This is a genomic window from Microbacterium sp. Mcb102 (assembly GCF_024519805.1).
Lineage (GTDB): Bacteria > Actinomycetota > Actinomycetes > Actinomycetales > Microbacteriaceae > Microbacterium.
Genome location: NZ_JALJRG010000001.1, coordinates 195,200 through 217,688 on the forward strand (window position 1 = coordinate 195,200; position 22,489 = coordinate 217,688).

At 68.7% G+C, this 22,489-nt stretch carries 17 protein-coding genes and 1 tRNA gene; 13 read left to right on the forward strand and 5 right to left on the reverse strand.

Annotated elements, in window-relative coordinates; genetic code table 11:
- The first annotated feature begins 22 nt into the window (after nucleotides 1-22).
- Nucleotides 23-2,932 carry a UPF0182 family protein gene (locus tag OC372_RS00945; protein ID WP_105709616.1) on the forward strand — a complete coding sequence of 970 codons (2,910 nt, stop codon included), beginning with the start codon at nucleotides 23-25 and terminating at the stop codon, nucleotides 2,930-2,932.
- A gap of 187 nt (nucleotides 2,933-3,119) precedes the next feature.
- Here OC372_RS00945 and OC372_RS00950 read toward each other — a convergent pair.
- A tRNA-Met gene (locus OC372_RS00950) sits at nucleotides 3,120-3,193 on the reverse strand.
- A gap of 94 nt (nucleotides 3,194-3,287) precedes the next feature.
- Here OC372_RS00950 and OC372_RS00955 point away from each other — a divergent pair.
- On the forward strand, nucleotides 3,288-4,097 hold the full coding sequence (locus OC372_RS00955) for a carbon-nitrogen hydrolase family protein (RefSeq protein WP_262000660.1): 810 nt from the start codon (nucleotides 3,288-3,290) through the stop codon (nucleotides 4,095-4,097).
- 30 nt (nucleotides 4,098-4,127) lie between these two features.
- On the opposite strand, the gene OC372_RS00960 is transcribed toward OC372_RS00955, so the two are convergent.
- The gene (locus tag OC372_RS00960) at nucleotides 4,128-5,330 is read right to left on the reverse strand and encodes an aminotransferase class I/II-fold pyridoxal phosphate-dependent enzyme (protein WP_262000661.1); all 1,203 of its coding nucleotides are present in this window, start codon (nucleotides 5,328-5,330) and stop codon (nucleotides 4,128-4,130) included.
- Between the two features lie 98 nt (nucleotides 5,331-5,428).
- Between OC372_RS00960 and OC372_RS00965 the strand changes: the two genes are divergently transcribed.
- The 3 genes from OC372_RS00965 to OC372_RS00975 are packed head-to-tail and all read left to right on the forward strand — an operon-like array spanning nucleotide 5,429 to nucleotide 9,747.
- Nucleotides 5,429-7,012, forward strand: coding sequence for a S1C family serine protease (locus OC372_RS00965; protein ID WP_262000662.1), 1,584 nt, complete (start codon nucleotides 5,429-5,431; stop codon nucleotides 7,010-7,012).
- 48 nt (nucleotides 7,013-7,060) lie between these two features.
- Complete coding sequence (locus OC372_RS00970; protein WP_262000663.1) at nucleotides 7,061-8,314, forward strand: CDP-glycerol glycerophosphotransferase family protein; 1,254 nt, start codon at nucleotides 7,061-7,063, stop codon at nucleotides 8,312-8,314.
- Nucleotides 8,311-9,747, forward strand: coding sequence for a CDP-glycerol glycerophosphotransferase family protein (locus tag OC372_RS00975; RefSeq protein WP_105709621.1), 1,437 nt, complete (start codon nucleotides 8,311-8,313; stop codon nucleotides 9,745-9,747). The genes OC372_RS00970 and OC372_RS00975 overlap by 4 nt, the downstream gene beginning before the upstream one ends.
- A 21-nt stretch (nucleotides 9,748-9,768) precedes the next feature.
- Here the strand turns inward: OC372_RS00975 and OC372_RS00980 are convergent, their stop codons facing one another.
- Nucleotides 9,769-10,794: a glycosyltransferase family 2 protein gene (locus OC372_RS00980; RefSeq protein WP_051662327.1), complete on the reverse strand. Its 1,026-nt coding sequence runs from the start codon at nucleotides 10,792-10,794 to the stop codon at nucleotides 9,769-9,771.
- 169 nt (nucleotides 10,795-10,963) lie between these two features.
- On the opposite strand from OC372_RS00980, the gene OC372_RS00985 reads away from it, so the two are divergent.
- From OC372_RS00985 to OC372_RS01010, 6 genes are all read left to right on the forward strand, one after another.
- Nucleotides 10,964-12,247, forward strand: a complete 1,284-nt coding sequence (locus OC372_RS00985) for a CDP-glycerol glycerophosphotransferase family protein (protein ID WP_029262023.1) — start codon at nucleotides 10,964-10,966, stop codon at nucleotides 12,245-12,247.
- Nucleotides 12,244-13,020 (forward strand): biotin--[acetyl-CoA-carboxylase] ligase, encoded by a 777-nt coding sequence (locus OC372_RS00990; protein WP_262000665.1) that lies wholly within the window; start codon nucleotides 12,244-12,246, stop codon nucleotides 13,018-13,020. The genes OC372_RS00985 and OC372_RS00990 overlap by 4 nt, the downstream gene beginning before the upstream one ends.
- 86 nt (nucleotides 13,021-13,106) lie before the next feature.
- Nucleotides 13,107-13,625 carry a PH domain-containing protein gene (locus OC372_RS00995; protein WP_081859874.1) on the forward strand — a complete coding sequence of 173 codons (519 nt, stop codon included), beginning with the start codon at nucleotides 13,107-13,109 and terminating at the stop codon, nucleotides 13,623-13,625.
- A gap of 104 nt (nucleotides 13,626-13,729) precedes the next feature.
- Nucleotides 13,730-14,854, forward strand: a complete 1,125-nt coding sequence (locus OC372_RS01000; RefSeq protein ID WP_262000666.1) for a 5-(carboxyamino)imidazole ribonucleotide synthase — start codon at nucleotides 13,730-13,732, stop codon at nucleotides 14,852-14,854.
- A 143-nt stretch (nucleotides 14,855-14,997) separates the two neighbouring features.
- Nucleotides 14,998-15,465: a 5-(carboxyamino)imidazole ribonucleotide mutase gene (gene purE, locus OC372_RS01005; protein WP_036303450.1), complete on the forward strand. Its 468-nt coding sequence runs from the start codon at nucleotides 14,998-15,000 to the stop codon at nucleotides 15,463-15,465.
- Entirely contained in the window at nucleotides 15,462-16,916 is a 1,455-nt protein-coding gene (locus tag OC372_RS01010) for an LCP family protein (RefSeq protein WP_262000667.1), read from the forward strand. Before purE ends, OC372_RS01010 begins: the two co-directional genes overlap by 4 nt.
- A gap of 205 nt (nucleotides 16,917-17,121) precedes the next feature.
- On the opposite strand, the gene OC372_RS01015 is transcribed toward OC372_RS01010, so the two are convergent.
- Nucleotides 17,122-17,709, reverse strand: coding sequence for a hypothetical protein (locus OC372_RS01015; RefSeq protein ID WP_262000668.1), 588 nt, complete (start codon nucleotides 17,707-17,709; stop codon nucleotides 17,122-17,124).
- Between the two features lie 143 nt (nucleotides 17,710-17,852).
- Nucleotides 17,853-19,616, reverse strand: a complete 1,764-nt coding sequence (locus OC372_RS01020) for a DUF4012 domain-containing protein (RefSeq protein WP_262000669.1) — start codon at nucleotides 19,614-19,616, stop codon at nucleotides 17,853-17,855.
- A 122-nt stretch (nucleotides 19,617-19,738) separates the two neighbouring features.
- On the opposite strand from OC372_RS01020, the gene OC372_RS01025 reads away from it, so the two are divergent.
- A complete protein-coding gene (locus OC372_RS01025) occupies nucleotides 19,739-20,812 on the forward strand; it encodes a glycosyltransferase (protein WP_262000670.1) in 1,074 nt (357 codons plus the stop codon).
- A 100-nt stretch (nucleotides 20,813-20,912) separates the two neighbouring features.
- The coding region (locus tag OC372_RS01030; protein WP_410054846.1) for an LGFP repeat-containing protein at nucleotides 20,913-22,489 on the forward strand (1,577 nt) is incomplete at its 3' end.

The following is a 22,489-nucleotide window of genomic DNA, read 5'->3' on the forward strand; positions in this document are numbered from 1 at the left end:
GAGCGATGCCTAGGATGGAAGGGTGACCTCACCCTCAGCATCGAATCCGGCCACGCCTCGAACGTCCCGACGTATTCTCGGCATCTCCTTGGTGATCATCGCCGCCTTGATCGCGGTGTTCTTCGTGTTCGCCTCCCTGTACACCGAGTTCCTGTGGTTCGATCAGGTGGGCTTCACGGGGGTTCTCACCACGCAGTGGATCGCCACGGCGGTGATGTTCGTCGTCGGCTTCCTCGGGATGGCCGTGCCCCTGTTCGTCGCGATCCAGCTCGCGTACCGGTTGCGCCCGGTCTACGTGCGACTCAGCTCGCAGCTGGACCGATACCAGGAGGTCATCGAACCCTTGCGCCGTTTGGCGATGTGGGGGATGCCGATCTTCTTCGGACTGTTCGCCGGGTTCGCCGCCGCAGGGCAGTGGAAGACCGTGTGGCTGTGGGCCAACGGCGTCGCCACCTCGAGTGTCGACCCGCAGTTCGGCATCGACACCGGCTTCTACATGTTCGCGATGCCGTTCTACTCGATCCTTCTCGCGTTCGTCTCGGCCGTCCTGCTGCTGTCGCTTCTGGTCACGGCGCTCGTGTCGTACCTCTACGGCTCGGTGCGCATCGGCCAGGGTGAGCTGCGCATCTCCAAGCCCGCTCGCATCCAGCTCGCCGTCATCGCGGGGCTCTACCTGCTCGTGCAGGCGGCGAGCCTCTGGCTCGACCAGTACAAGACGCTGGTGCAGCCCGACGACCGCATCACCGGTGCCGCGTACACGGGAGTCAATGCGACCATCCCCGGCCTCGCGATCCTCGCGATCATCGCCGGCGTCGTCGCGATCCTCTTCTTCGTCACGGCCGTGATCGGTCGCTGGCGCTTCCCGCTCGCGGCCACGGCACTGCTGATCGTCGCCGCACTGGTCGTCGGCGTCGGTTACCCCTGGGTGGTCACCACCTTCCAGGTGAAGCCGAACCAGAACGCTTATCAGGCCGAGTACTACCAGCGGAACATCGACGGCACGAAGGAGGCGTACGGGGTCGCGAACCTCGAGACGACGCCTTTCGCCGCGAAGACCGATGCCGAGGCCGGCCAGCTGCGCGCCGACGCGGAGACCACGGCGTCCACACGCATCATGGACCCGAAGGTCATCCCGCCGACCGTCCGTCAGCTCGAGCAGTACCGCGGGTACTACCAATTCCAGAAGACGATGGACGTCGACCGGTACGAGATCGACGGGAAGATGCAGGACACCGTGGTGTCCGTGCGTGACCTCGACATGTCGGGTCTCGGCGACGGAGACAACTGGAACAACCGTGTCGCCGTCTACACCCACGGCTACGGCCTCGTCGCGGCCGCGGGCAACCAGCGGACGACCGACGGTGAGCCCGTGTTCCTCGAGCGCGGCATCCCGACCTCCGGGTTCCTGTCCGACCGAGAGAACTTCGAGCCGCGGGTCTACTTCGGCGAGAACTCGCCCGAGTACTCGATCGTCGGGGCTCCCGACGGCTCCGAGCCGGCGGAGATCGACTACCCGCGCGGCAAGGACGGCTCGAGCGAGACGAAGACCACGTTCGAGGGCAGCGGCGGTCCGCAGATCGGCGACACGTTCACGAAGCTTCTCTACGCGTTGAAGTTCCAGTCGGAGCAGATCCTGTTCTCCAACCTGGTGAACGAGGAATCGCAGATCCTGTACGACCGTGACCCGAAGACCCGCGTGCAGAAGGTCGCTCCGTACCTCGAGCTCGACAGCGACCCGTACCCGAGCGTGGTGGACGGTCGTATCGTGTGGATCGTCGACGGCTACACGACCAGCTCGACGTACCCGTACTCGACGAGCGTCAGCCTGTCCGACGCGATCGCGGACTCCAACGTCCCGTCACCGACGCTCGCCATCGATGACATCAACTACATCCGCAACTCGGTCAAGGCCACGGTCGATGCCTACGACGGTTCCGTCACGCTCTACGCGTGGGATGACGAAGACCCGGTGCTCAAGACCTGGCAGAAGATCTACCCGTCGACGCTGAAGCCGATCAGCGACATGTCGGGCGAGCTGATGAGCCACGTGCGCTACCCGACCGACCTGTTCAAGGTGCAGCGTGACGTCCTCGGCGTCTACCACGTCGACAAGGCCGGCTCGTTCGCTCAGCAGGACAACCGCTGGCAGACGCCGAACGACCCGCGCAGCGAGGCGATGCTGCAGCCGCCGTACTACCTGACGATGCAGATGCCCGGCCAGGATTCGCCGCGGTTCTCGATGTTCTCGACGTTCATCCCGAACTCGCAGGGCGCGGGCGGAAGCCGTGACGTGCTGATGGGCTACCTCGCGGTGGACTCGGATGCCGGTTCCGAGAAGGGCAAGAAGGCAGAGGGCTACGGCCAGCTGCGCATGCTCGAGATCGACACCGACACCACGGTTCCCGGTCCCGGTCAGGTGCAGAACACCTACAACTCCGATACGTCGGTGGTTCCCCAGCTCAACCTGCTGCAGCAGGGTGAGTCCGAGGTGATCTACGGCAACCTGCTGACGCTGCCCGTCGGTGGCGGTCTGCTCTACGTGCAGCCCGTCTACGTGCAGTCGTCCGAGGGAACGCAGCTGCCGCGTCTGCAGAAGGTGCTGGTCGCCTTCGGTGACCGGGTCGCGTTCGAGAACACCCTCACCGAGGCGCTCGACACCCTCTTCGGCGGTGACTCCGGTGCGACCGGTGGTGACGACGAGGTCGAACCCACCGAACCCGGGACAGAGGATCCGGAGACCGGAGAGACGCCGACAGAGCCCACGCAGCCGACGAACGCCGAGGCGGACGCCCTGGCCTCGGCGCAGGAGGCCCTGATCGACCGTGAAGCGGCACTGAAGGCCGGTGACCTCGCCAAGTTCGCCGAGGCCGACGAGCGCCTCACCGCGGCGGTCGAGAAGCTGCTACAGCTGGAGTCCGCAGCGGGGGAGTGATCACCCCTTCGTCACGGAGAGCAGAATGGGCGCCCCCTCGGGGGCGCCCATTCTCGTCTCCGGCCGATGTGATCCTCGGGCTCGTCGCCGCAATCGTCGGACTCGTCCTCGCAATCATCGGACTCATCCGGGCAAAGCGAAAGGCCCTCTGACCTGGATTTCTCCGAGTCAGAGGGCCTTTCATTTGTTGCGGGGACAGGATTTGAACCTGCGACCTCCGGGTTATGAGCCCGGCGAGCTACCGAACTGCTCCACCCCGCGGCACAAGAAGTAACTTATCACGGATCCCGGGGCCCGGCCAATCGGAGCCGCCCTGCGCGACGCCCCGGGCGTGTCGATGCGAGAGGATGGGGATATGCCTGAGACCCCTGCCGTCGCCGTCGCCGTGTGCCAGTTCGCGCCGACCGCTTCCCGAGCCGACAACCTCGCGCAGATCGCGGAACTGACTGCCGACGCTGCCGCGCGGGGCGCGAAGCTGATCGTCTTCCCCGAGTACTCGAGCTACTTCGTCGACCCGATGGACGACACCCTCGCCGCGAATGCGGAGGGTCTCGACGGCGAGTTCGTCGAGACTCTGACCGCGCTGGCCGCCGACCGCGCGGTGGTGATCGTCGCCGGCCTCGTCGAGCGAGCCTCCGATGGGCATCGAGTGCGGAACGCTGTCGTCGCAGTGCGCGGTGACGGCACCCTCGCCGTCTATCGCAAACAGCATCTCTACGACGCCTTCGGGCAGACCGAGTCCGACTGGATCGAACCCGGGGAAGTGGGGGAGGCCGCGACGTTCGAGCTCGGCGGACTCCGCTTCGGGCTCATGACCTGCTACGACCTGAGGTTCCCCGAAGTCGCCCGGTCTCTCGTCGACGCGCAGGCCGACGTCCTGGTCGTCCCCGCCGAGTGGGTCCGAGGTCCACTCAAGGAGCACCACTGGACGACGTTGCTCGCCGCGCGCGCGATCGAGAACACCGTCTACGTGGTCGCGGCCGATCACCCGACGCCGATCGGTGTCGGCCACTCGCAGGTCATCGACCCGCAGGGCGTGGTCCTGGCGGGGGTGGGGACAGCCCCCGGCATCGCGGTCGCGGTCGTGGAGGCCGCCGCGATCGAGCGGGTGCGCCGGAGCAATCCCTCGCTGCGCGCGCGGAGATACGCGGTCGTACCGCGCTGATGGCGTGATCCGCTGCGAGCGGAGAGCCGGTCAGGCGGAGAACCGCGCCAGCCGCGAAGCCGCCTCCTCGAGCACGTCGACGCGCTTGCAGGCGGCGAAGCGCACCAGGCCCGAGTACTCGTGCCGGTGGGGTTCGGAGACGAACGCCGTCAGGGGGATCGCCACGACTCCGGCGCGCTCCGGCAGAGAACGACAGAATGCTGCGGCGTCCGCGCCGCCGAGCGCCGTCGCGTCCGCCACCGTGAAGTAGCCGCCCTGCGGGGCGTACACCGTGAATCCGGCGGTGCGCAGTCCTTCGCCGAGGATCTCGTGCTTGCGGGCGAGTGCCGTCGCGGCATCCGTGAAGTACGAATCGGGCAAGCGGAGCCCCACCGCGACGGCCGGCTGGAAGGCGGAGCCGTTCACGTACGTGAGGTACTGCTTCACGGTGAGGACGGCGGTGATGAGATCGGCGGGCCCGTGGACCCAGCCGATCTTCCATCCCGTCGCGGAGAACGTCTTGCCCGCCGAGGAGATGGTGAGGGTGCGCTCGGCCGCTCCGGGGAGCGTGGCGATCGGGGTGTGCGGCGCGTGGAACGCCAGGTGCTCGTAGACCTCGTCGGTGACGATGACGGCGTCGTGTCGCGCGGCCAGCCGGACGACCTCCTCGAGCACGTCGCGACCGAAGACCGCACCCGTGGGATTGTGCGGATCGTTGATGAGGATGATCCGGGTGCGGTCCGTCACGCTCGCGGCGAGCTGATCGAGGTCGGGCTGGAAGTCGGGAGCGCGGAGGGGGACAGTGCGCAGTCGTGCGCCCGCCAGCGCCACCGCCGCGGCGTACGAGTCGTAGTACGGCTCGAAGACGACCACCTCGTCGTCGGGCCCGTCGATCAGCGCGAGCAGCGTCGCCGTGAGCGCCTCGGTGGCGCCGGCGGTCACGATCACTTCGTCGGCCGGGTCCACATCGAGGCCGTAGAAGCGCTGCTGGTGCTCGCTGATGGCGGCGAGCAGGTTGGGAATGCCGCGACCCGGCGGATACTGATTGGCTCCGTGCGCGATCGCGCTGCGGGCGGCCTCGAGAACCTCCGATGGTCCGTCCTCGTCGGGGAAGCCCTGTCCGAGATTGATCGCCCCGGTACGGGCTGCGGCGGCGGACATCTCTGCGAAGATGGTGGGCGCGACGGTTCCGTCTGCGGCGAGCAGGCCTGCACCGGCCGCCGTGCGCCGCCATGCGCCGGGAATGACACTCATGAAGAACAGGCTAAGGCCATAGCTGAAACTCATCGTCGACATAAGGAACACACAGACACAGGCGTCATTCTGAAGTGGTCGTTGAAGGAGCACACACCATGAACGAAGACAACACCCAGGACCACTCGGCACCCGCGTCGAACGACGCCGTGCCGTCCACCGAGGCTGCAGAGGTCGCCGCTCAGCCGGCGACGCCTGCCGCCGCTGACACGACCGGGTCGGCATCCGCCGCGCCCGCCACCGCCGCGCCGACGCCCGGTGCACCGGTGCAGGGGCACGAGGTGCCGTCGACGTTCACGTCGCACGTGTCGCCAGCGCCGCAGGTCGCGCCGGTGCCGCACGCATTCAGCGCGCCATCTGCGCCGGCGACGGGCGCCGCTTCGGGCGCGGCCTTCGGTATCCCGACGGCGTCGCACACGCAGCCCACGCAGCCGTACGGCGCGGAGCCGCTCGTCGGCGATGGCACCAAGACCAAGGAGCAGAAGTCGCGCGGGGGCACGAAGTTCGCGGCGCTGATCGTCGCGGCCGCACTCGTCGGCGGCGTCGCGGGCTTCGGCGGCGGCGCGCTGCTGAACGGGCTCCAGGACACCCCTTCCTCCGGCACGGCGACCGGGCCGCAGACCGTGACGGTCAACAACCCCGGCTCGGTCAACGAGACCACCGCGGTCGCGACCTCCGCACTGCCGTCCGTGGTCACCATCGAGGTCGCCGGCTCGCAGGAAGCCGGCAGCGGCTCCGGCGTGATCATCAGCGACGACGGCTACGTGCTCACGAACACGCACGTCGTCACGCTCGGCGGTGCAGCGGCAGATCCCACCATCCGCGTGACCGCGTCGGACGGGAAGATCTACGAGGCCACCGTCGTCGGCACCGACCCGATCTACGACCTTGCCGTGATCAAGCTGAAGGACGCCCAGGGACTCACGCCCATCGACTTCGCCGACTCGTCGAAGCTCAACGTCGGCGACACGACCGTTGCGCTCGGTGCCCCGCTGGGCCTGGCGAACTCGGTGACGACCGGCATCGTGAGCGCGCTCAACCGGAGCATCCAGATCGCGTCCTCCGCTCTGCCCGACTCGTCCGCCGAAGACGCGCCGCAGGAACAGTCTCCCGAGGGCCAGGGCCAGGGGCCGTTCCAGTTCGACATCCCCGGCAGCGGCGAGCAGCAGCAGACCTCGGAGTCGATCTCGATCGCCGTCATCCAGACGGATGCCGCGATCAACCACGGAAACTCCGGTGGAGCGCTCGTGAACAGCAAGGGCGAGCTGATCGGCATCAACGTGGCGATCGCGAGCTCGGGCAGCTCCGAGGAGTCCGGCTCGATCGGCATCGGCTTCGCGATCCCTTCGAACATCGCCAAGCGAGTGTCCGAGGAGATCATCGCCGACGGCGCAGCGACCCACGGTCTGCTGAACGCATCCGTCCAGGACGCATCGAGCATCGAGGGCGCTACCGTCGCCGGTGCCTACATCGCCAAGGCCAACGAGGGCGGGGCTGCTGCCGCAGCCGGCATCGAGAAGGGCGACATCGTCACCTCCTTCAACGGGGTGCCGATCACCAGCGCGACCGACCTCACCGCGCAGGTGCGTGCGGCAGCGGCCGGCAGCAAGGCCACCGTCACATATGTCCGCAACGGCAAGGACTACGACGTCGAGGTGACCCTCGGCGAACTGGCCGGCTGACCCGAGCCTCACAGCGAAGGACGCCACCCCGCGCGATAGGCTCGCGGGGTGGCGTCCTTCTCTTTCGGCACCGGCAACGCGGCCAAACTGCTCCGGATCCCGCTGTATGCCGTCGGACGCATCGGTACTCTTCTCCTCCCGCGAGGGCGGCGCTGGGTGTTCGGCTGCGGTGCCGGGATCGGCGACGGTGCGCTCGCGATGCAGCAGCACGCGGCAGCGGCGGGCCATGACACGCTCTGGCTCACGTCATCCGAACGCGAAGACCGCGAGGCGGCCGCCCTCGGCATCCGTTTCGCCCGCAAGAGCGGCCTGCGCGGCTGGTGGGCGACCGCCAGGGCCGGTGTGCTGGTGGTCACTCACGGCTTGGGCGATGTCAACCGCTATGCGAACGGTGGCGCGTTCGTCGTCCAGCTCTGGCACGGCATCCCGCTCAAGCGGATCGGGCTGGACTCGCCGGCGACGACCGAGGTGCCGAAAGTCCCCGGTGCGCCGCTGCTGCGTCGCGCGATCGCGGTGCTCTACCGCGCCGCCGCGCAGCGGATCCGTGTGCTGCCCGCCGCGTCCCATCGCGCGAGGGGCAGGCTGGAGTCCGCATTCGGTCTCGGCGACGACCGGGTCGTCGTGACCGGCGAGCCTCGCGTCGATGTCCTCTCGGCGGGTTCGGGGGAGGAGCGGCGCAGCGCCGCATCCGCACTTCTCCGCCGGGTCGTCGGCGACATCCCCGTGTCCGCGCGCACAGTCCTGTACGCGCCGACCTGGCGGGACGGCGCTCCCGACCCCGCCGTTCCGTCTGCGGCGGAGTGGGTTCAGATCATCCGCCTCCTCGAAGCGCAGGACGCCGTTCTCCTCGTGCGTTCGCACCCGCTGGGGGAAGGTGGCTACGCACCGCCTCTGCCGAGCAGGCGGGTCCGCGCTCTGGGCTCGACCGTGATCGCCGACGTCACGCCCGTGCTCCCGGCGGTGGACGTGCTCGTCACCGACTACTCGTCTCTCGCTTACGACGTGGGGCTGTTGTCGATGCCGGTCCTTTTCCTGGCGCCCGACGCGCAGCAGTACGCGCGGACACGCGGCTTCTATGGTCGATACGAAGAGGTCGCGGGCCAGGACGCGGCCGCGGATTGGACGGGGCTGCTCGCGCAGCTCGAGCATCTGCTCGCCGACCGTCGCGTGTACGACGCGGCGTCCGTGCGGTCCGCTACGCTCAGCGCGGGGATGCACGCGTATCGAGACGGGCGCAACACCGAGCGCGTCTATGACGTGATCCGCGCACGGGGGATTCCCGCGCCGAAGGGAGCAGCATGACAACGGCCCGCATCGACGACACGGCACAGGCGCTGGTCGTCGCAGGGACCGGGGCGCGACCGGCGGAAGCCGTGTTGGTCGGACCGCGCGCACGGGTCGAGGCCCGCATCAGCGGCGGCGGCAAGACGTGGAAGGCCGCGTTCCCGCTGGAGGCGTCGCGCTGGGGCGGCCCGTCACTCCCGCTACCGTCCGGAACGTACGAGCTGCGGATCTCGGATGTCGACCTGCAGGAGCTGAGGATCGATCCTGTCGTCCTGACCGGCGTGCGCATCGCCGTCGACGGCAGCACGGTCCGCATCGCCGCGCCGATCGATCCCGTGTACGAGACGGTGGAAGGCAGGTCGACGCTCGAGGAGCGCTACGTCGCCCAGAGCGGCGGCACCGAGAACGCGGTCTTCTTCGAGAGCTTCTACGGTCGCAGCGTCGGCTGCAATCCTCGCGCGATCGACCGCGAGCTCGCGACTCGTGCTCCGCAGGTGCGGCGCTACTGGAGCGTCGTCGACCTCTCGGTCGAGGTTCCGGAGGGTGCGATCGCGGTCGTCGAGGGGAGCCCCCAGTGGTGGCATGCGCGGGGAGCGGCGCGTCTACTCGTCGTCAATGACTGGTTGCGGCGTCGCTTCGCCCGCAAGCCGGGTCAGAAGGTCCTGCAGACCTGGCACGGCACCCCGCTGAAGCGGCTCGCGCTGCACCGGCCGGGTTTCGATCCGCGACGCATGGCGGCGGTGGTCAAGGAGTCCCGCCGCTGGGACGTCCTCCTGGCGCAGAACGCCTACTCGGAACGCATTCTGCGCAAGGCATACGCGTTCTTCGGGCGCCCGATCTGGGTGGACGGCTACCCCCGCAATGACACGCTGATCTCGGAAGACCCGGCCGCGATCCGCCGCTCCCTGGGCATCGGGGCCGAAGAGAGGGTGCTCCTTTACGCCCCGACCTGGCGAGACGACCGCACCGAGATGGTCGACTTCATCGACCCCGAACTCCTGGCACGTCAGGCCAACGCGGTGGTGCTCGTGCGCGGCCATTCCCGGACACTCGAACAGGGCCGCGACCGCGACGGCGCGCGCGTCATCGACGTGACGGGATATCCGGAGACCGCGCGGCTGCTGCTCGCCGCGGACGCGTTGATCACCGACTACTCCTCGGTGATGTTCGATTTCAGCGTCACAGGCAAGCCGATGTACTTCCTGGTGCCCGACCTCGATCACTACCGTGGACAGCTGCGCGGCTTCTACTTCGACCTCGCCGAACGCGCGCCGGGACCCCTGGTGCGCACGCAGCAGGAGCTCACCGCCGCCCTCGAGGACGCGGGTCACGAAGCCGCATTCGCCGAGCGGTACGCGGCGTGGCGTCGACAGTTCAACCCCCGAGACGACGGCCACGCCGCGCAGCGCGTCGTGGACCGCATCCTCGATCTCGGTTTCGTCACGCCCTGACGGCCTCGCCGCCGGAGCGGTTCAGGGCAGCGGAGTGTTGCGAGTGCCGAGGCGAGACGCGTCGACGGTGTCGCGGGCTCCGCGGAGCACGCCGCCGAGGAAGCCGATTCCCCAGGACAGATGCATGGTCGGCAGCACGAGCATGGTCCACAGCCGTTGGCGCACACCGCCGCCACGCGGCGCCAGAGCGACGCCCAGCACGAGGAGCAGATACAGCGCGAGGGGTGCGTACACGATGAGGGAGACGATCAGCGAGACCGCGCCGCCGAGCACTCCGGTGAGCTGGAGGATCCCCGTCACGAGGGCGAGCAGGACCAGGAGCACGAGCGCAGGCGGCGCGAAGTAGCGGATGCCGTTGCGGCGACCGAACCGACGCACGAGCTCGCCGCGCCAGGCGCCGGTCGCGCGGAACTGGCGCGCCAGACGGATCCAGCTCTCGCGGGGCCAGTAGGTGACGGACAGCTCGGGGTCGAACCAGACACGGTGCCCGGCCTGACGGATGCGAAGGTTGAGCTCCCAGTCCTCGCCACGCCGGATCGACTCGTCGAACAGGCCGACCTCGTCCAGGACCTCGCGTCGCATGACGCCGAGATAGGCGGACTCGGCCTCGCCCTCCTGGGAGCTGCCGTGGTAAGCGCCTCCGCCGAGTCCGACGGGGGAGTTGTACAGGCGGGCGACGGCCTTCTGGAACGGTGTGCGTCCCTCGGCGTGCATGACGCCGCCCACATTGGCCGAATCGGTGCGTTCCAGGGTCCGGAGCGCCCGGGCGGCGTAGCCGGCGGAGAGCTCGGAGTGCGCGTCGACGCGCACGATCGTCGAATAGCGGCTCGCTCGGATCGCGGCGTTGAGTCCGACGGGAATGTGCGCCGCGGGATTGTCGACCAGCCGGATACGCTCGTCCTGCTCAGCCAGGCGCTGAGCGAGCTCCGTCGTGCCGTCGTTCGACGGCCCCAGCGCGAGGACGAGCTCGGTGGGGACATCGACGTCCTGGGCGAGCACGGATTCGATCGCGTGCTCGAGGTAGGCGCGCTCGTTGAGCACCGGCATCACGAAGGACACCCCGGGCAGGGGAGCGGCTGTTTCGTCGGCTGGCACATGACGATCATGTCACGGTGGCTCCCACTGATCCTGAGGAGGACGCGGACTATCGCCCTTCCGGCGCCGGATCCGTCCGCAGGCGCCGGACGACGCCGCCCCGACGAACTATTCTGGAGGGATGGGTGCACTGTCTGATGCGAAGAAGGCGTACCGACTGCTGACGCGGGCGCTCGCATCCCGCACCGCCGTGCAACGCGTGCGTCGGCGGCTCTCGGAACGCGAACCCCTCCCGACCGACCACTTCCAGGTGGCGGTGTACTTCGCCGACGGTGCCGTGAACATGTACCAGATGCGTCAGTGGTACCGCCCGCTCGCCGAACTCGCGAAGCGGTGGCCCGTCGTCGTGCTCTCGCGTCAGGCGACCGGAACCGAGAGGCTGCTCGAGGAGGATTCCCCTCCCGTCGCCTTCGTGCCGAAGGTCCGCGACCTCGAACGGTTCATCGCGACGCAGGACATCCGCGTGGTGCTGTACGTGAACCAGAACACCCGCAACTTCCAGATGTTCCGCTACGGGCGGCGGTGGCACGTGTTCATCAACCACGGCGAGTCCGACAAGATGTACATGACCACGAATCAGTACAAGGCCTACGACTACGCCTTCGTGGCCGGTCAGGCTGCGCGTGATCGGCTGTCGCGCACGTTGTGGGACTATGACGTGGATCGCCGCACCATCGAGATCGGCCGGCCGCAGGCGGATCACTACTCGGGAACGCTCCCCTTCGTGCCGGACGAGCGGACCGTCGTCCTCTACGCGCCCACATGGGAGGGGGACCGCCCGAGTGCCCACTACGGGTCGATCGCCACGCACGGCGAAGCGCTCGTGACGCGACTGCTGGCGACCGGCGCGCATCGGGTGATCTACCGTCCCCACCCGCGTAGCGGTGTCGTGGACGAGGCGTACGGGGCCGCCCACCGGCGGATCATCGCGGCGATCGCTGCCGCCAACGCGGCGGACCCGACGGCGCAGCACGTCTACGATCATGCACCGGAGCTCGGCTGGCAGTTGACGGCGGCTGATGTCGCGATCGTCGACATCTCCGCGATGGTCTACGACCGTCTCGCCGCGGGGAAGCCGCTGATGATCACGCGTCCGACCGACGAACGTGCTTCCATCGACACGCAGGGCTATCTGGCTGATTGCGAATGGCTGACGGCGGAGGCCGCGCACGACATCGTCGCGGAGGTCGAACGGGTGCGAGCCGACGAGGCAGCCACCGCTCGTCTGCGGATGTGGGTGCAGCACTACTTCGGTGACACGACACAGGGAGTGGCCACGGAGAAGTTCCACGCGGCGGTCGACGGGCTCATGAAGGAGTGGGAGCGGTGGCAGGCCCACGAGGTCGGGGCGATCCGCGAGGACGAGGACGACGACGACGAAGAAGTCGACGACGAGGAAGTATGAGCGTGGACTTCTCGCTGGCGCATCCGATCGTCCCTCGACTCGAGGTGCGGGAGCGAACCGGGTCGACGAACGCCGATCTTCGTGCGCACGCGGGGGATGTCGTCGGTTGGCCGCATCTGTCGACCATCGTGACGCGCGACCAGACCGCGGGCCGAGGCCGCCTCGACCGCAGCTGGGTCGCCCCGGCGGGCACGGCCTTGGCCGTCTCCGTGCTTCTGCGCGCTCTGCCGCTCGACCCGGCGACACGAGGCTGGATTCCGCTCGCCGCCGGGGTGGCGATGTCGGACGCGGTCGCAGCGCAGCTGCCGGAGCACGACGTCGGGGTGAAGTGGCCGAACGACGTACTGGTCGACGGACGCAAGATCTGCGGCATCCTCGCCGAGGCGACGGGGGATGCGGTGGTCGTCGGCGCCGGTGTGAACACGGCGATGACGGTCGAGCAGCTTCCGGTGCCGACGGCCACGTCATTCGCGGCCCTCGACGTCGAGGTCGACGAGGATCGGCTCCTGGCCGCGTATCTCACCGCGCTGGATGATCTGCTGTCCGCGCTCGTCTCGACGGGTGACGCGGGCAGGAGCGGGCTGCATGCGGCGGCGACCGCCCGATGCGCGACGATCGGGCAGGCGGTCCGCGTGTCTCTGCCGGCTGGCCGGATCCTGGAGGGCGTGGCCACAGCACTCGATCCGGAGGGGCGCCTGGTGGTGTCCGTCGACGGCGAGCAGCAGGCGATTTCCGCCGGTGACGTCGTCCACGTCCGCCCTGCCGGAAACTGACACGCCGTCGTCCAGACGGCTATGTCGGCGATCACAGGCACAATGGTGGTGTGACCCAGCCTGTGACGCTCGGCGGGCGGCCCCTGATGCCGCCGCCCGGTACGCCTTCGGAGGAGTTGCTGATCGCGCGCTTCCGGAGCCACGCGCGTCGGCTGTTCTGGTCGGCACTCGTGCTCATCGCGACCTTCGGTGCGACGGCGTACTTCTACGGCAACCTGCCCGCGGGCTTCGAGGACTGGATGCTGCTCGCCGCAGCCGGTCTCCTGGTCATACTCGCGGTCGTCATCCCCTTCGTGATCTGGTACTCGCGCAGCACGACGGTCACGACCAGGCGGGTCATCGCGCACCATGGCATCGGCGCTCGCGGGCGCCGCGAGATGTCCCACGCCCGCGGATACACGATCGCGGTTCGCCGTGGTCCGCTCCAGCGGCTGTGGGGCTCGGGCAACATCACCCTCTCCAACGGTGTCGATGCGCCGCTCCGACTCGCGAACGTCCCGAACGTCACCCTCGTGCACGAGACGCTCGCCGACCAGATCGAGGTCGGGCAGATCCTGGCGCATCGCGACGCGCAGGCCGGCGGCGACGAACCGAACCCATCGTGAGCTCGCTGCTCGCCGCAGGGCGGGCCCTCGTCCGCTGACCCCGAGCGTGTCGATTCCGCCCGCCCCGGTGCGCGAGAATGGGTGCAGACGAATGGAGACGGCACATGGCGTTGCGTGTTGGTGTGATCGGCGGAGGACAGCTGGCCCGGATGATGATCGCACCTGCGGTGGAGCTCGGTCTCGACCTGCGAGTGCTCGCCGAGGGCGAGGGGATGTCGGCCGCGCTCGCGGCCACCGCGATCGGTGACTACCGCGACCTCGAAACCGTGCGCGCTTTCGCGGCGGACGTCGACGTCGTGACGTTCGACCACGAGCATGTTCCGCAAGACGTCCTGCGAGCGCTCGTCGCCGACGGGGTCGTGGTGCATCCGGGCCCCGATGCCCTGCAGTTCGCGCAGGACAAGCTCGTCATGAGAGCCCGGCTCGCCGAACTCGGTGTGCCGCAGCCCGACTGGGCTCCCGTGCGGAGCATCGCCGAGCTGCAGGACTTCCTCGATGCGCATGCCGGTGCGGGCGTCGTGAAGACACCCCGCGGCGGATACGACGGAAAGGGCGTGCGGGTCGTCCGTGCCGCCGCCGAAGCGCAGGACTGGCTCGATGCGCTCGCCGAAGACGACGCGCTCCTCGTCGAGGAGCTCGTTCCTTTCGTGCGCGAACTCGCCCAGCAGGTGGCGCGCCGCCCGAGTGGGCAGATCGTCGCGTACCCCGTGGTCGAGACGGTGCAGCGCGACGGAGTGTGCGCCGAGGTCATCGCCCCGGCGCCCGCCGCCGCGGACCGCCTCGTGGAGGTCGCCGAGGCGATCGGTCGCACGATCGCCGAGGGGCTCGGCGTCACGGGCATGCTGGCCGTGGAGCTGTTCGAGACCGACGACGAACGCATCCTCGTCAACGAGCTCGCGATGCGCCCGCACAACAGTGGGCACTGGAGCCAGGACGGCGCTGTCACCGGACAGTTCGAGCAGCACCTGCGGGCGGTCGCCGATCTTCCGCTGGGAAGCACCGCGCCCCGCTCCGCCTGGTCCGTGATGGTGAACATCCTCGGCGGGCCGGTGGAGGGCACGCTCGATGGACGCTTCGGTGCGGCGATGGCTGCGCACCCGCAGGCGAAGATCCACACATACGGCAAGGCTCCGCGACCCGGCCGGAAGGTCGGGCATGTGAACGTCGTCGACGATGACCTCGACGATGCCGTGTACGTGGCGCGGGCCGCTGCCGCCCACTTCGACTGAGCAGTGCTCACTCTCGGCGCCACACGGCGCGAGACATGCGCGCGAAGAGCGCGGCGTTCGGGGTTTCTCCCAGCGGCAGACCGTAGCCTGATCTGGTGACCGAGCCACTGCACTCCTCCGCCGTTCCTCTTGTCGGCGTCGTCATGGGATCCGACTCCGATTGGCGCGTGATGAGCGATGCGTCTCAGGCCCTCACGGACTTCGGAATCCCGCACGAGGTCGAGGTCGTCTCGGCGCATCGCACGCCCGACAAGCTCATGTCGTACGCGCGTGACGCGCGGTCGCGAGGAGTCCGCGTCATCATCGCGGGTGCCGGGGGTGCAGCGCACCTTCCGGGCATGCTCGCCTCGATGACCCCGCTTCCCGTCGTGGGTGTCCCTGTGCCACTCGCCTACCTCGACGGCATGGACTCGCTGCTCTCGATCGTGCAGATGCCTGCCGGGATCCCGGTCGCCACCGTGTCCATCGGCGGAGCGCGCAACGCGGGACTCCTCGCGGCACGGATCCTCGGGACGGCAGACCCCGACCTCGCCGACCGTGTCGAGGCGTACTCGCGTGAGCTCGAGGCCCAGGTCGAGGAGAAGAACGAACGGCTGAAGGGGTCACTGTGACCCTTGCGCCTCCGCGCGCATCAGGGCGCCCACTGATCGAGACCCGGCCGCTGCGGCACCCGGACCTCTCCGATCCGGGCACGATGGCGAAGCGCGGCTGGTGGCTGGTCGCGCTGAATCTCCTGCTGCCGGGCTCGGCCCAAGTGCTCGCCGGCAATCGTCGACTCGGTCGCTTCGGCCTCGGTGCCACTCTGCTCGCCTGGCTCCTCGCGATCGTCGCTGTCGGCCTCGCGCTGTTCGCGCGCCCTGTCCTGCTGTGGCTCACGATCGGCGGCGGGTTCTTCTCGGCTGCCGTCCTCACGATCGTGCAGGTGCTTCTCGTCGGATACGTCGTGCTCTGGATCGTCCTGACATTCGACGCCCTGCGTCTCGTGCGCCTCGTGAAGCTCCCCGGGCCGTCCCGCCTCGCCATCCCCGTCGTCGCCCTGCTGCTGCTGGGCCTCGTCGGCGGGGGAGCCGCGTATGCGGCGACCGCGGTGGGCTCGGTGCGCAGCACGATCGGCTCGATCTTCGGTCAGAGCGGCCCGAGCGTGCAGCCGAGCGACGGCTATTACAACATTCTGCTGCTCGGCGCCGACAGCGGCGACGGACGCGACTCGATGCGGTTCGACAGCATCTCGGTCGTGTCGGTGAACGCCGACACCGGCGCCGTGACCATCACCGGCATCCCGCGCGAGCTCCCGAACGCCCCGTTCAGCGAGGGCAGCCCGATGCAGGACCTCTATCCGAACGGCTTCGAAGGGCACAGCTCATCGACGTGTGGCTGGAACGGGTGGATGAACCACGTGCGCAACGCGGCCGAGGTGTGCCGCGATGACGGGGGAGCAGGGCTCTATCCCGACGCCGTCGCCCACGGCTCCGACCCGGGGATCGAGGCGACCAAGGACGCGGCGGAGGGTGTTCTCGGCATCGAGATCCCGTACTACGTGTTCGTGGACATGCACGGCTTCGCCGAACTCGTCGATGCCCTGGGTGGCGTGGAGATCAATGTCACCGAGCGCCTTCCGAAGGGCGGACCGCCCGAGGGCTGGACGGGCACCGACGTGAACGAATGGGCCATCGGCTGGATCGAGCCGGGCTCACAGCGGATGAACGGCGACACGGCGCAGTGGTACGCCCGATCCCGCTACACCACCAGCGACTGGGATCGCATGAAGCGTCAGCGTGAGCTCCAGGAGGCGATCCTCGCTCAGTTCACGCCGCAGACCGTGCTCACCCGATTCAACGAGGTGGCTGCGGCGGGCACGGCACTGATCAGCACCGATCTGCCCTCCGACAAGCTGCCGGAGTTCTTCGACCTGATGCTGAAGGCGAAGGAGCAGCAGGTGACGTCGATCGAGCTCACGCCCGACTTCGGCGTGGACGAGCACGAGCCTGACTACGGCTTCATCCACGACCTGATCGCGACGTCGCTGCATCCGCCGACGCAGACGCCGAGCCCCGCTCCCTGACGACCGCGAGCCCGCGTCGACCGGAGACGGTGCTGGACGTCCGGACCGTCCCCGCGAGCGCGCGACAAAGCCCACGGCTCTCCCGTCCCAGAAGGGGCGAGCCGTGGGCTTCCGGTGGGTGCCACCGGATGCACCAGACGACGGTGATCGGAGGGGGAGGGATCACCGTCGTCCAGTCGACCACCGCGCGAGGCGGCAGCCGGACCTAGGCGCGCTTGCGGCGAGACGCTCCGACCGCGACGAGGGCACCGCCGGCGACGAGCGCCGCGGCGCCGCTTCCGAGGACCCACGGCGAGACGCTTCCGCCGGTGAGGGCGAGCTCGAATCCGTCGCCCGTGAGCGGCATCTCCGCGCCTGCCGGTGCGACCCCAGGATCGTGGTCGCACGTCGAAGCGGCATCATGACCGTGTGCGACGGTGATCGTCGCGGTGTACGAGCGCGAGCCGGCGAAGGAGACGGCATAGGAGCCCTCTCCATCAGAAGGCGGGCGGAAGGTGAGCGTCAGGCTGCCGTCGGTCGCGGCGGTGTTGCCCGAGACAGCGGCATTCCCGGCGTTGAGACCGGACACCGAGACGTTCACGTTCTCGGACGGCAGGAAGTACCCCGGTCCGAACACGATGGTCGAGACTTCGCAGATGTCGATGACCGGGTCGCCGACCTTGACGCCGGGAGGCGTCGTGTACGAATCGGTGGACGCGGCCGGAACAGTCGATGGCGCAGCGGATGCGACGGCGGGCGCCATCAATACGAGCGCGCCGGCGGTAAGGCTGATTGCAGCCAGTTTTTTCAGCATGATTTCTCCCCAGAATTTCACGCGGAATCGCATCCGGATACACCCCTGCATCCGACTGCGTGGAGTCGTCTTGCCCCCACGGCAAGATTGCAGACTCCAGATATTCCCCAGTGGCTCAACGCTACCCTATCGAGCGCGGAATGTCACGTTGCGCAGTTCAGCGGTTGCCGTGCGGTGTCCGGAGCCTCGATGAGCGGTGTGTGCCGCACTTCCGTGAACCGCGCTCCGGCGCCCGTGCCCTCGAACTCCACCGTGATCGTCGTCGATTCGCCGGGGGCGAGGGAGACCTCGTGCTGCACCACGGAACGATCGCCGAGCATGGCCGTCTGCACGCCTTCCTCTTCGCCGTCGCGGTCGACATGGGCGGGCGTCGCGCCCTCGGGTCCGTACACCGCGATCAGCGTGCGCACCGTGCCGGCGGGGACGCCGTAGAACCCGTCGGCCGTGACATAGGCGGGCAGCGAGGTCGCGGCGTCCGCCGGGGCCGTATTCGTCCACGTGACGCGCACCTGCGTGGTCGGAGCGCCCTGACACGTGCCGACCGACGTCGTGATGGATGCACGGGTGTAGTAGTCCATCTTCCCACCGGTGGTGTCGTTCATCAGCACGCCCACGTAGGTCGCGTCGTCGCTGTCCGTGGGGATCGTGCCGCCCAGTTCGGAGGCGGCGAGAACGGCCTCCTCCTCCGGGTGTGCGCTCCAGATGCGGATACGACTCTCGTCCGCCGATGTGGCCAGTGCCCCGATGAGAGCCCGGGGGTCGCCGCCGGACAGCGCGGCGCTGAACAGGCCGCCCGCCGCCTGCGCGAAGATCGCGTCCTGCGCGGCGGGATCGGGGACGGCTGCATAGATCTGGGACAGCAGGATGTCCGTCACGGTGTCCGCTGTGGCCGTGAAGGGTCCGAAAGCGAGGTCTCCGGTCGACTTCATGAGGTGCTCCGCGACGACGGCGTCCACGGCGATGACGCCGTCGACGGTCCCGCCGAAGCGACCCGTCCACCGGGCCGCGATGATCTCGCCCGCCTCGGCGAAGTCCGGGATGGCGGTGATGTTCTGGAGGTAGCGACCGGGGCGGTCGTCGAACAGGGCGATCGTGGACTCGCTGAGCGGCAGAGCGGTGTCCAGCGGCGGGAAGTCCCGGGTCGACGCCTGTCTCTGCAGCGTGATCGTGCCGTTCTCCGCGTGCAGCAGCGCGATCGAGCCGATGATCCCGCCGGAGGAGCGTAACTCGGCGTTGTTCTGCATGGCCAGGACGTAGTTGCGCGGACCCTCGCCGCCGAGCATCGTCGGCAGCAGCACGGAGGCGCCGTGCAGGGAGCCGACCACCGACGCGGCTCCCGTCACCGCGGATCGCAACTCACCGATGGCGTCGGCGAGAGGTGGCAGCGTCGCGTCCGCATCGATGCGCTTGGCCTGCAGCTCCGCAGCGCTGAGCGCAGTGCTCGCCGTACCGAGCGGCTTCTCGATCTCCGCGAAAGGGGCGAGGTCGATCGTGCCGCCTTCGACGCCCAGGCCTGCCAGATCGAGCCCGCCTGCCACATCGAGCAACGGCGTGAGCGCGTCCGTCGAGACGTCGTGCGCGATCTCGGCGATCTCGCTCACCGCGCGGAAGTTCGGTCCCAGCCACGGCACAGCGCCGAAGGCCTGCCAGACCGGGTCCGAGGTGAGTTCGTCGGCGGACGCCGCATTGCGCGCGATGCTCCCGGAGACCCGCTCCGCTTCCTCGAGGTCGCCCGAGGCGATCGATGCCTTCAGCTGCGTGGCGCCATTGGCGACCTGCTGAAGGTCGCTGACCGCGCCGAGCCCGCGGATCGTCACCCAGCCGATCGCGATGAGGAGGATCGACACGAGAACGCCGATGGTCCACCCGATCCATCGGCGTCGGACGGGAAGACGACCATCGCTCACCTGAGCATTCAAGCATGAACCGCTGGTGCGGCGGTGGGCGAAAACTGTGGGAACGCTGACATTCGCGCGGCACGGGTGGTGCGCTCCACGGGGGAGCCGCGCGGCGAGGATAGCCTGATCGCATGGGTGCTCGGCTGCGTGTTGTTCTGGATCAGCTCGTGCATGTCGTCGACCCCGACCAGGCTTCCGCCTCTCTCGATCTCACGGTCGGCCTGATCGCCACGGCACCGTCGGGGTGCGCCGTGGACGCCATCGTGCCTGCGGGCGCGGAGGTTTCGGTCGCCGGTGTCGGAGATGTGCGGACCCTCGGGCTCGGGCGCCGCGAGTTGGCCGCCTCCTGGCAGCTCGGGATCGCTCCGGGGGTCGGTGGAGGGATGATCCATTCGCCGACGCTGATGGCCCCGCTCGTGCGGCATGACCGCATGCACGACAACCACCAGACCACGGTCACGCTGTGGGATCTGCGCGCCTGGGACGCACCGGAGCAGCTGTCCAAGAGCCTCGTCGCCTGGCAGCGCGGCATGCTCCGGCGGGCAGTCAAACATGCCGACGCCGTGGTCGTGCCGTCGCATGCCGTCGCCGAGCGGCTGTCGGAACTCGCACGCCTCGGGGATCGCGTCCGCGTGGTCGCGGGCGCTCCGCCCCGTGGATTCGCGGCGCCCGCAGACGCCGCCGACCGGCGAGCGGCACTGACGTTGCCCGCGCAGTACGTGGTGTTGGCGGGATCGGCGGCAGATCTGCACGACGGTTTCCGCGGCGCTGCGGCGGCGGGAATCGATGCCGTCGTGCTGGGCGCTCCCGATGGTGCGGAGCCCCGTTACGCCGAGCTCGCTTCGGCCGCAGGGCTCCCCGAGCGGCGCGCGCACATTCGAGGCGCGCTGGATACTGCAGACCGTGCGGCCGTGCTGGCCGGGGCCTCGCTGTTCGCCGCGACGAGCAGTTCCGCCGGGTGGCCATGGCGCGCGGTCGAGGCGATGACCCTCGGGATCCCCGTCGTCGCCGTCGACAGCGGCTCGCATCGGGATGTGATCGCCGACGGGGGCATGCTGGTCGCAGCCGAGGAGATCGCGGATGCCATGGTGGAGGCCACGGACGCCGCCGCGGACCGGTTGCGCGTCTTGGCGACGGATCGGTCCAGGGCGTTCTCCTGGGCGAGTTCGGCCGAACGGCTCTGGGGTCTGCACGCCGACCTCTGAGGGCTGGGAGCCACCTGCGCATCGACGCGACACGCCGGGGTGCTGTGGCCAAAGAGGCGCAACAGTGGCATCATCCTGCAACTTCCGTCACACTGGTCACATGTCTCGACGTGCCCCACGCTCGCGAAACACCCTGAGGACCGCCCCACTCCTCACCTGTTTCCTCGCTGTCTCCGCCCTCGTTCTCGGAACGGTCGTTCCCGCCGCCGCTGCTCAGGCGACGGTCACGTCGCCCGTGGCGGCAGCCGCGAACGCCTCCGCCGCCCCCGTCGAAACGGGGATCGCGAAAAGCAGCCTCACCGGCTTCACTCCGGGCAACCTCATCAGCGACGCCGTGTTCACGAACAAGAGCACGATGACCGAGGCGCAGATCCAGACCTTCTTCAACGGCAAGGTCGCGCGCTGCCTGGGTGGTCGTGACGAGAACAACGAGGCGATCGTCTGCCTGAAGGACTTCCGGATGACCACGGTCACCCGCCCGGCAGACCAGTACTGCTCCGGATACAAGGGCGCTGCGAACGAATCGGCCGCGCGCATCATCTATCGCGTCTCGCAGGCCTGCAACATCAACCCGCAGGTGCTGATCGTGATGCTCCAGAAGGAGCAGGGTCTCATCACCCACACGTGGCCGAGCGCCTGGCGCTATCGGATCGCGCTCGGTCAGGGATGCCCCGACACCGCGCCGTGCGACCCGAACTTCATCGGCTTCTTCCACCAGATCTATGGCGCCGCCCGCCAGATGCAGATCTACATGGAGGGCAAGTGGTTCCAGTGGTACGCGCCGGGGAAGACGTGGAACATCCTCTACAACCCCAAGGCGTCCTGCGGCTCCGCGCCGGTGTACGTCGCGAACAAGGCGACGTCGGCTCTCTACTACTACACGCCGTACCAGCCCAACGCAGCCGCCCTGCGCGCCGGCTACGGCGAGGGTGACGGATGCTCGGCCTACGGCAACCGCAACTTCTACAACTACTTCACCGACTGGTTCGGATCGACCCAGGCGGTGAAGGTCGACCCGCTCGGCGACATCCGGCGTGTCTACACCGGGCTCGGTGGTGCGACGGGCGTCCTCGGGGCGGCGAAGACGAGTCCGGCCTGCACGGCGACGACAGCGCGGTGCACGGTGAGCTACACCAACGGCATCATCACTTGGACGAAGGCGCTCGGCGCACGGACAGTGTACGGGGCCGTGTACAAGGAGTACACGGCGCAGGGAGGCCTCGGCGGAAAGCTCGGATATCCGAAGACGTCGCCGACGGCCGTGACGGATCCGAACGGGAACGGGGTCTCGCAGCAGTTCGACGCCGGGTGGATCCACCAGTCTTCGGCGGGGGCCTACGCGTCGACGAACAGGACCATGACGGCGTACTCGGCCGCCGGCTGGGTCCGCGGAAAGCTCTCATGGCCCGTGGGGCCGGAGATCTGCACCGCGGTCTCCTGTCTCCAGGACTTCGGCGGAGGGGCCATCGGTTCGCTCACCGGCAAGCCTGCAGCCTCGGTCCTCGGGACGAACACCAAGGCGATCGACAGCGTGTACGCGGCGAACGGCGGTTCCGGCGGCGCGCTGGGTGCCGTGAAGAACTCGTTCGTGTTCGTTCAGGATCCCCACGGAGCAGGCATCACCCGGCAGTATGCGAACGGGTGGATCCATGCGTCGGCGGCGGGGGCGTTCGTGAC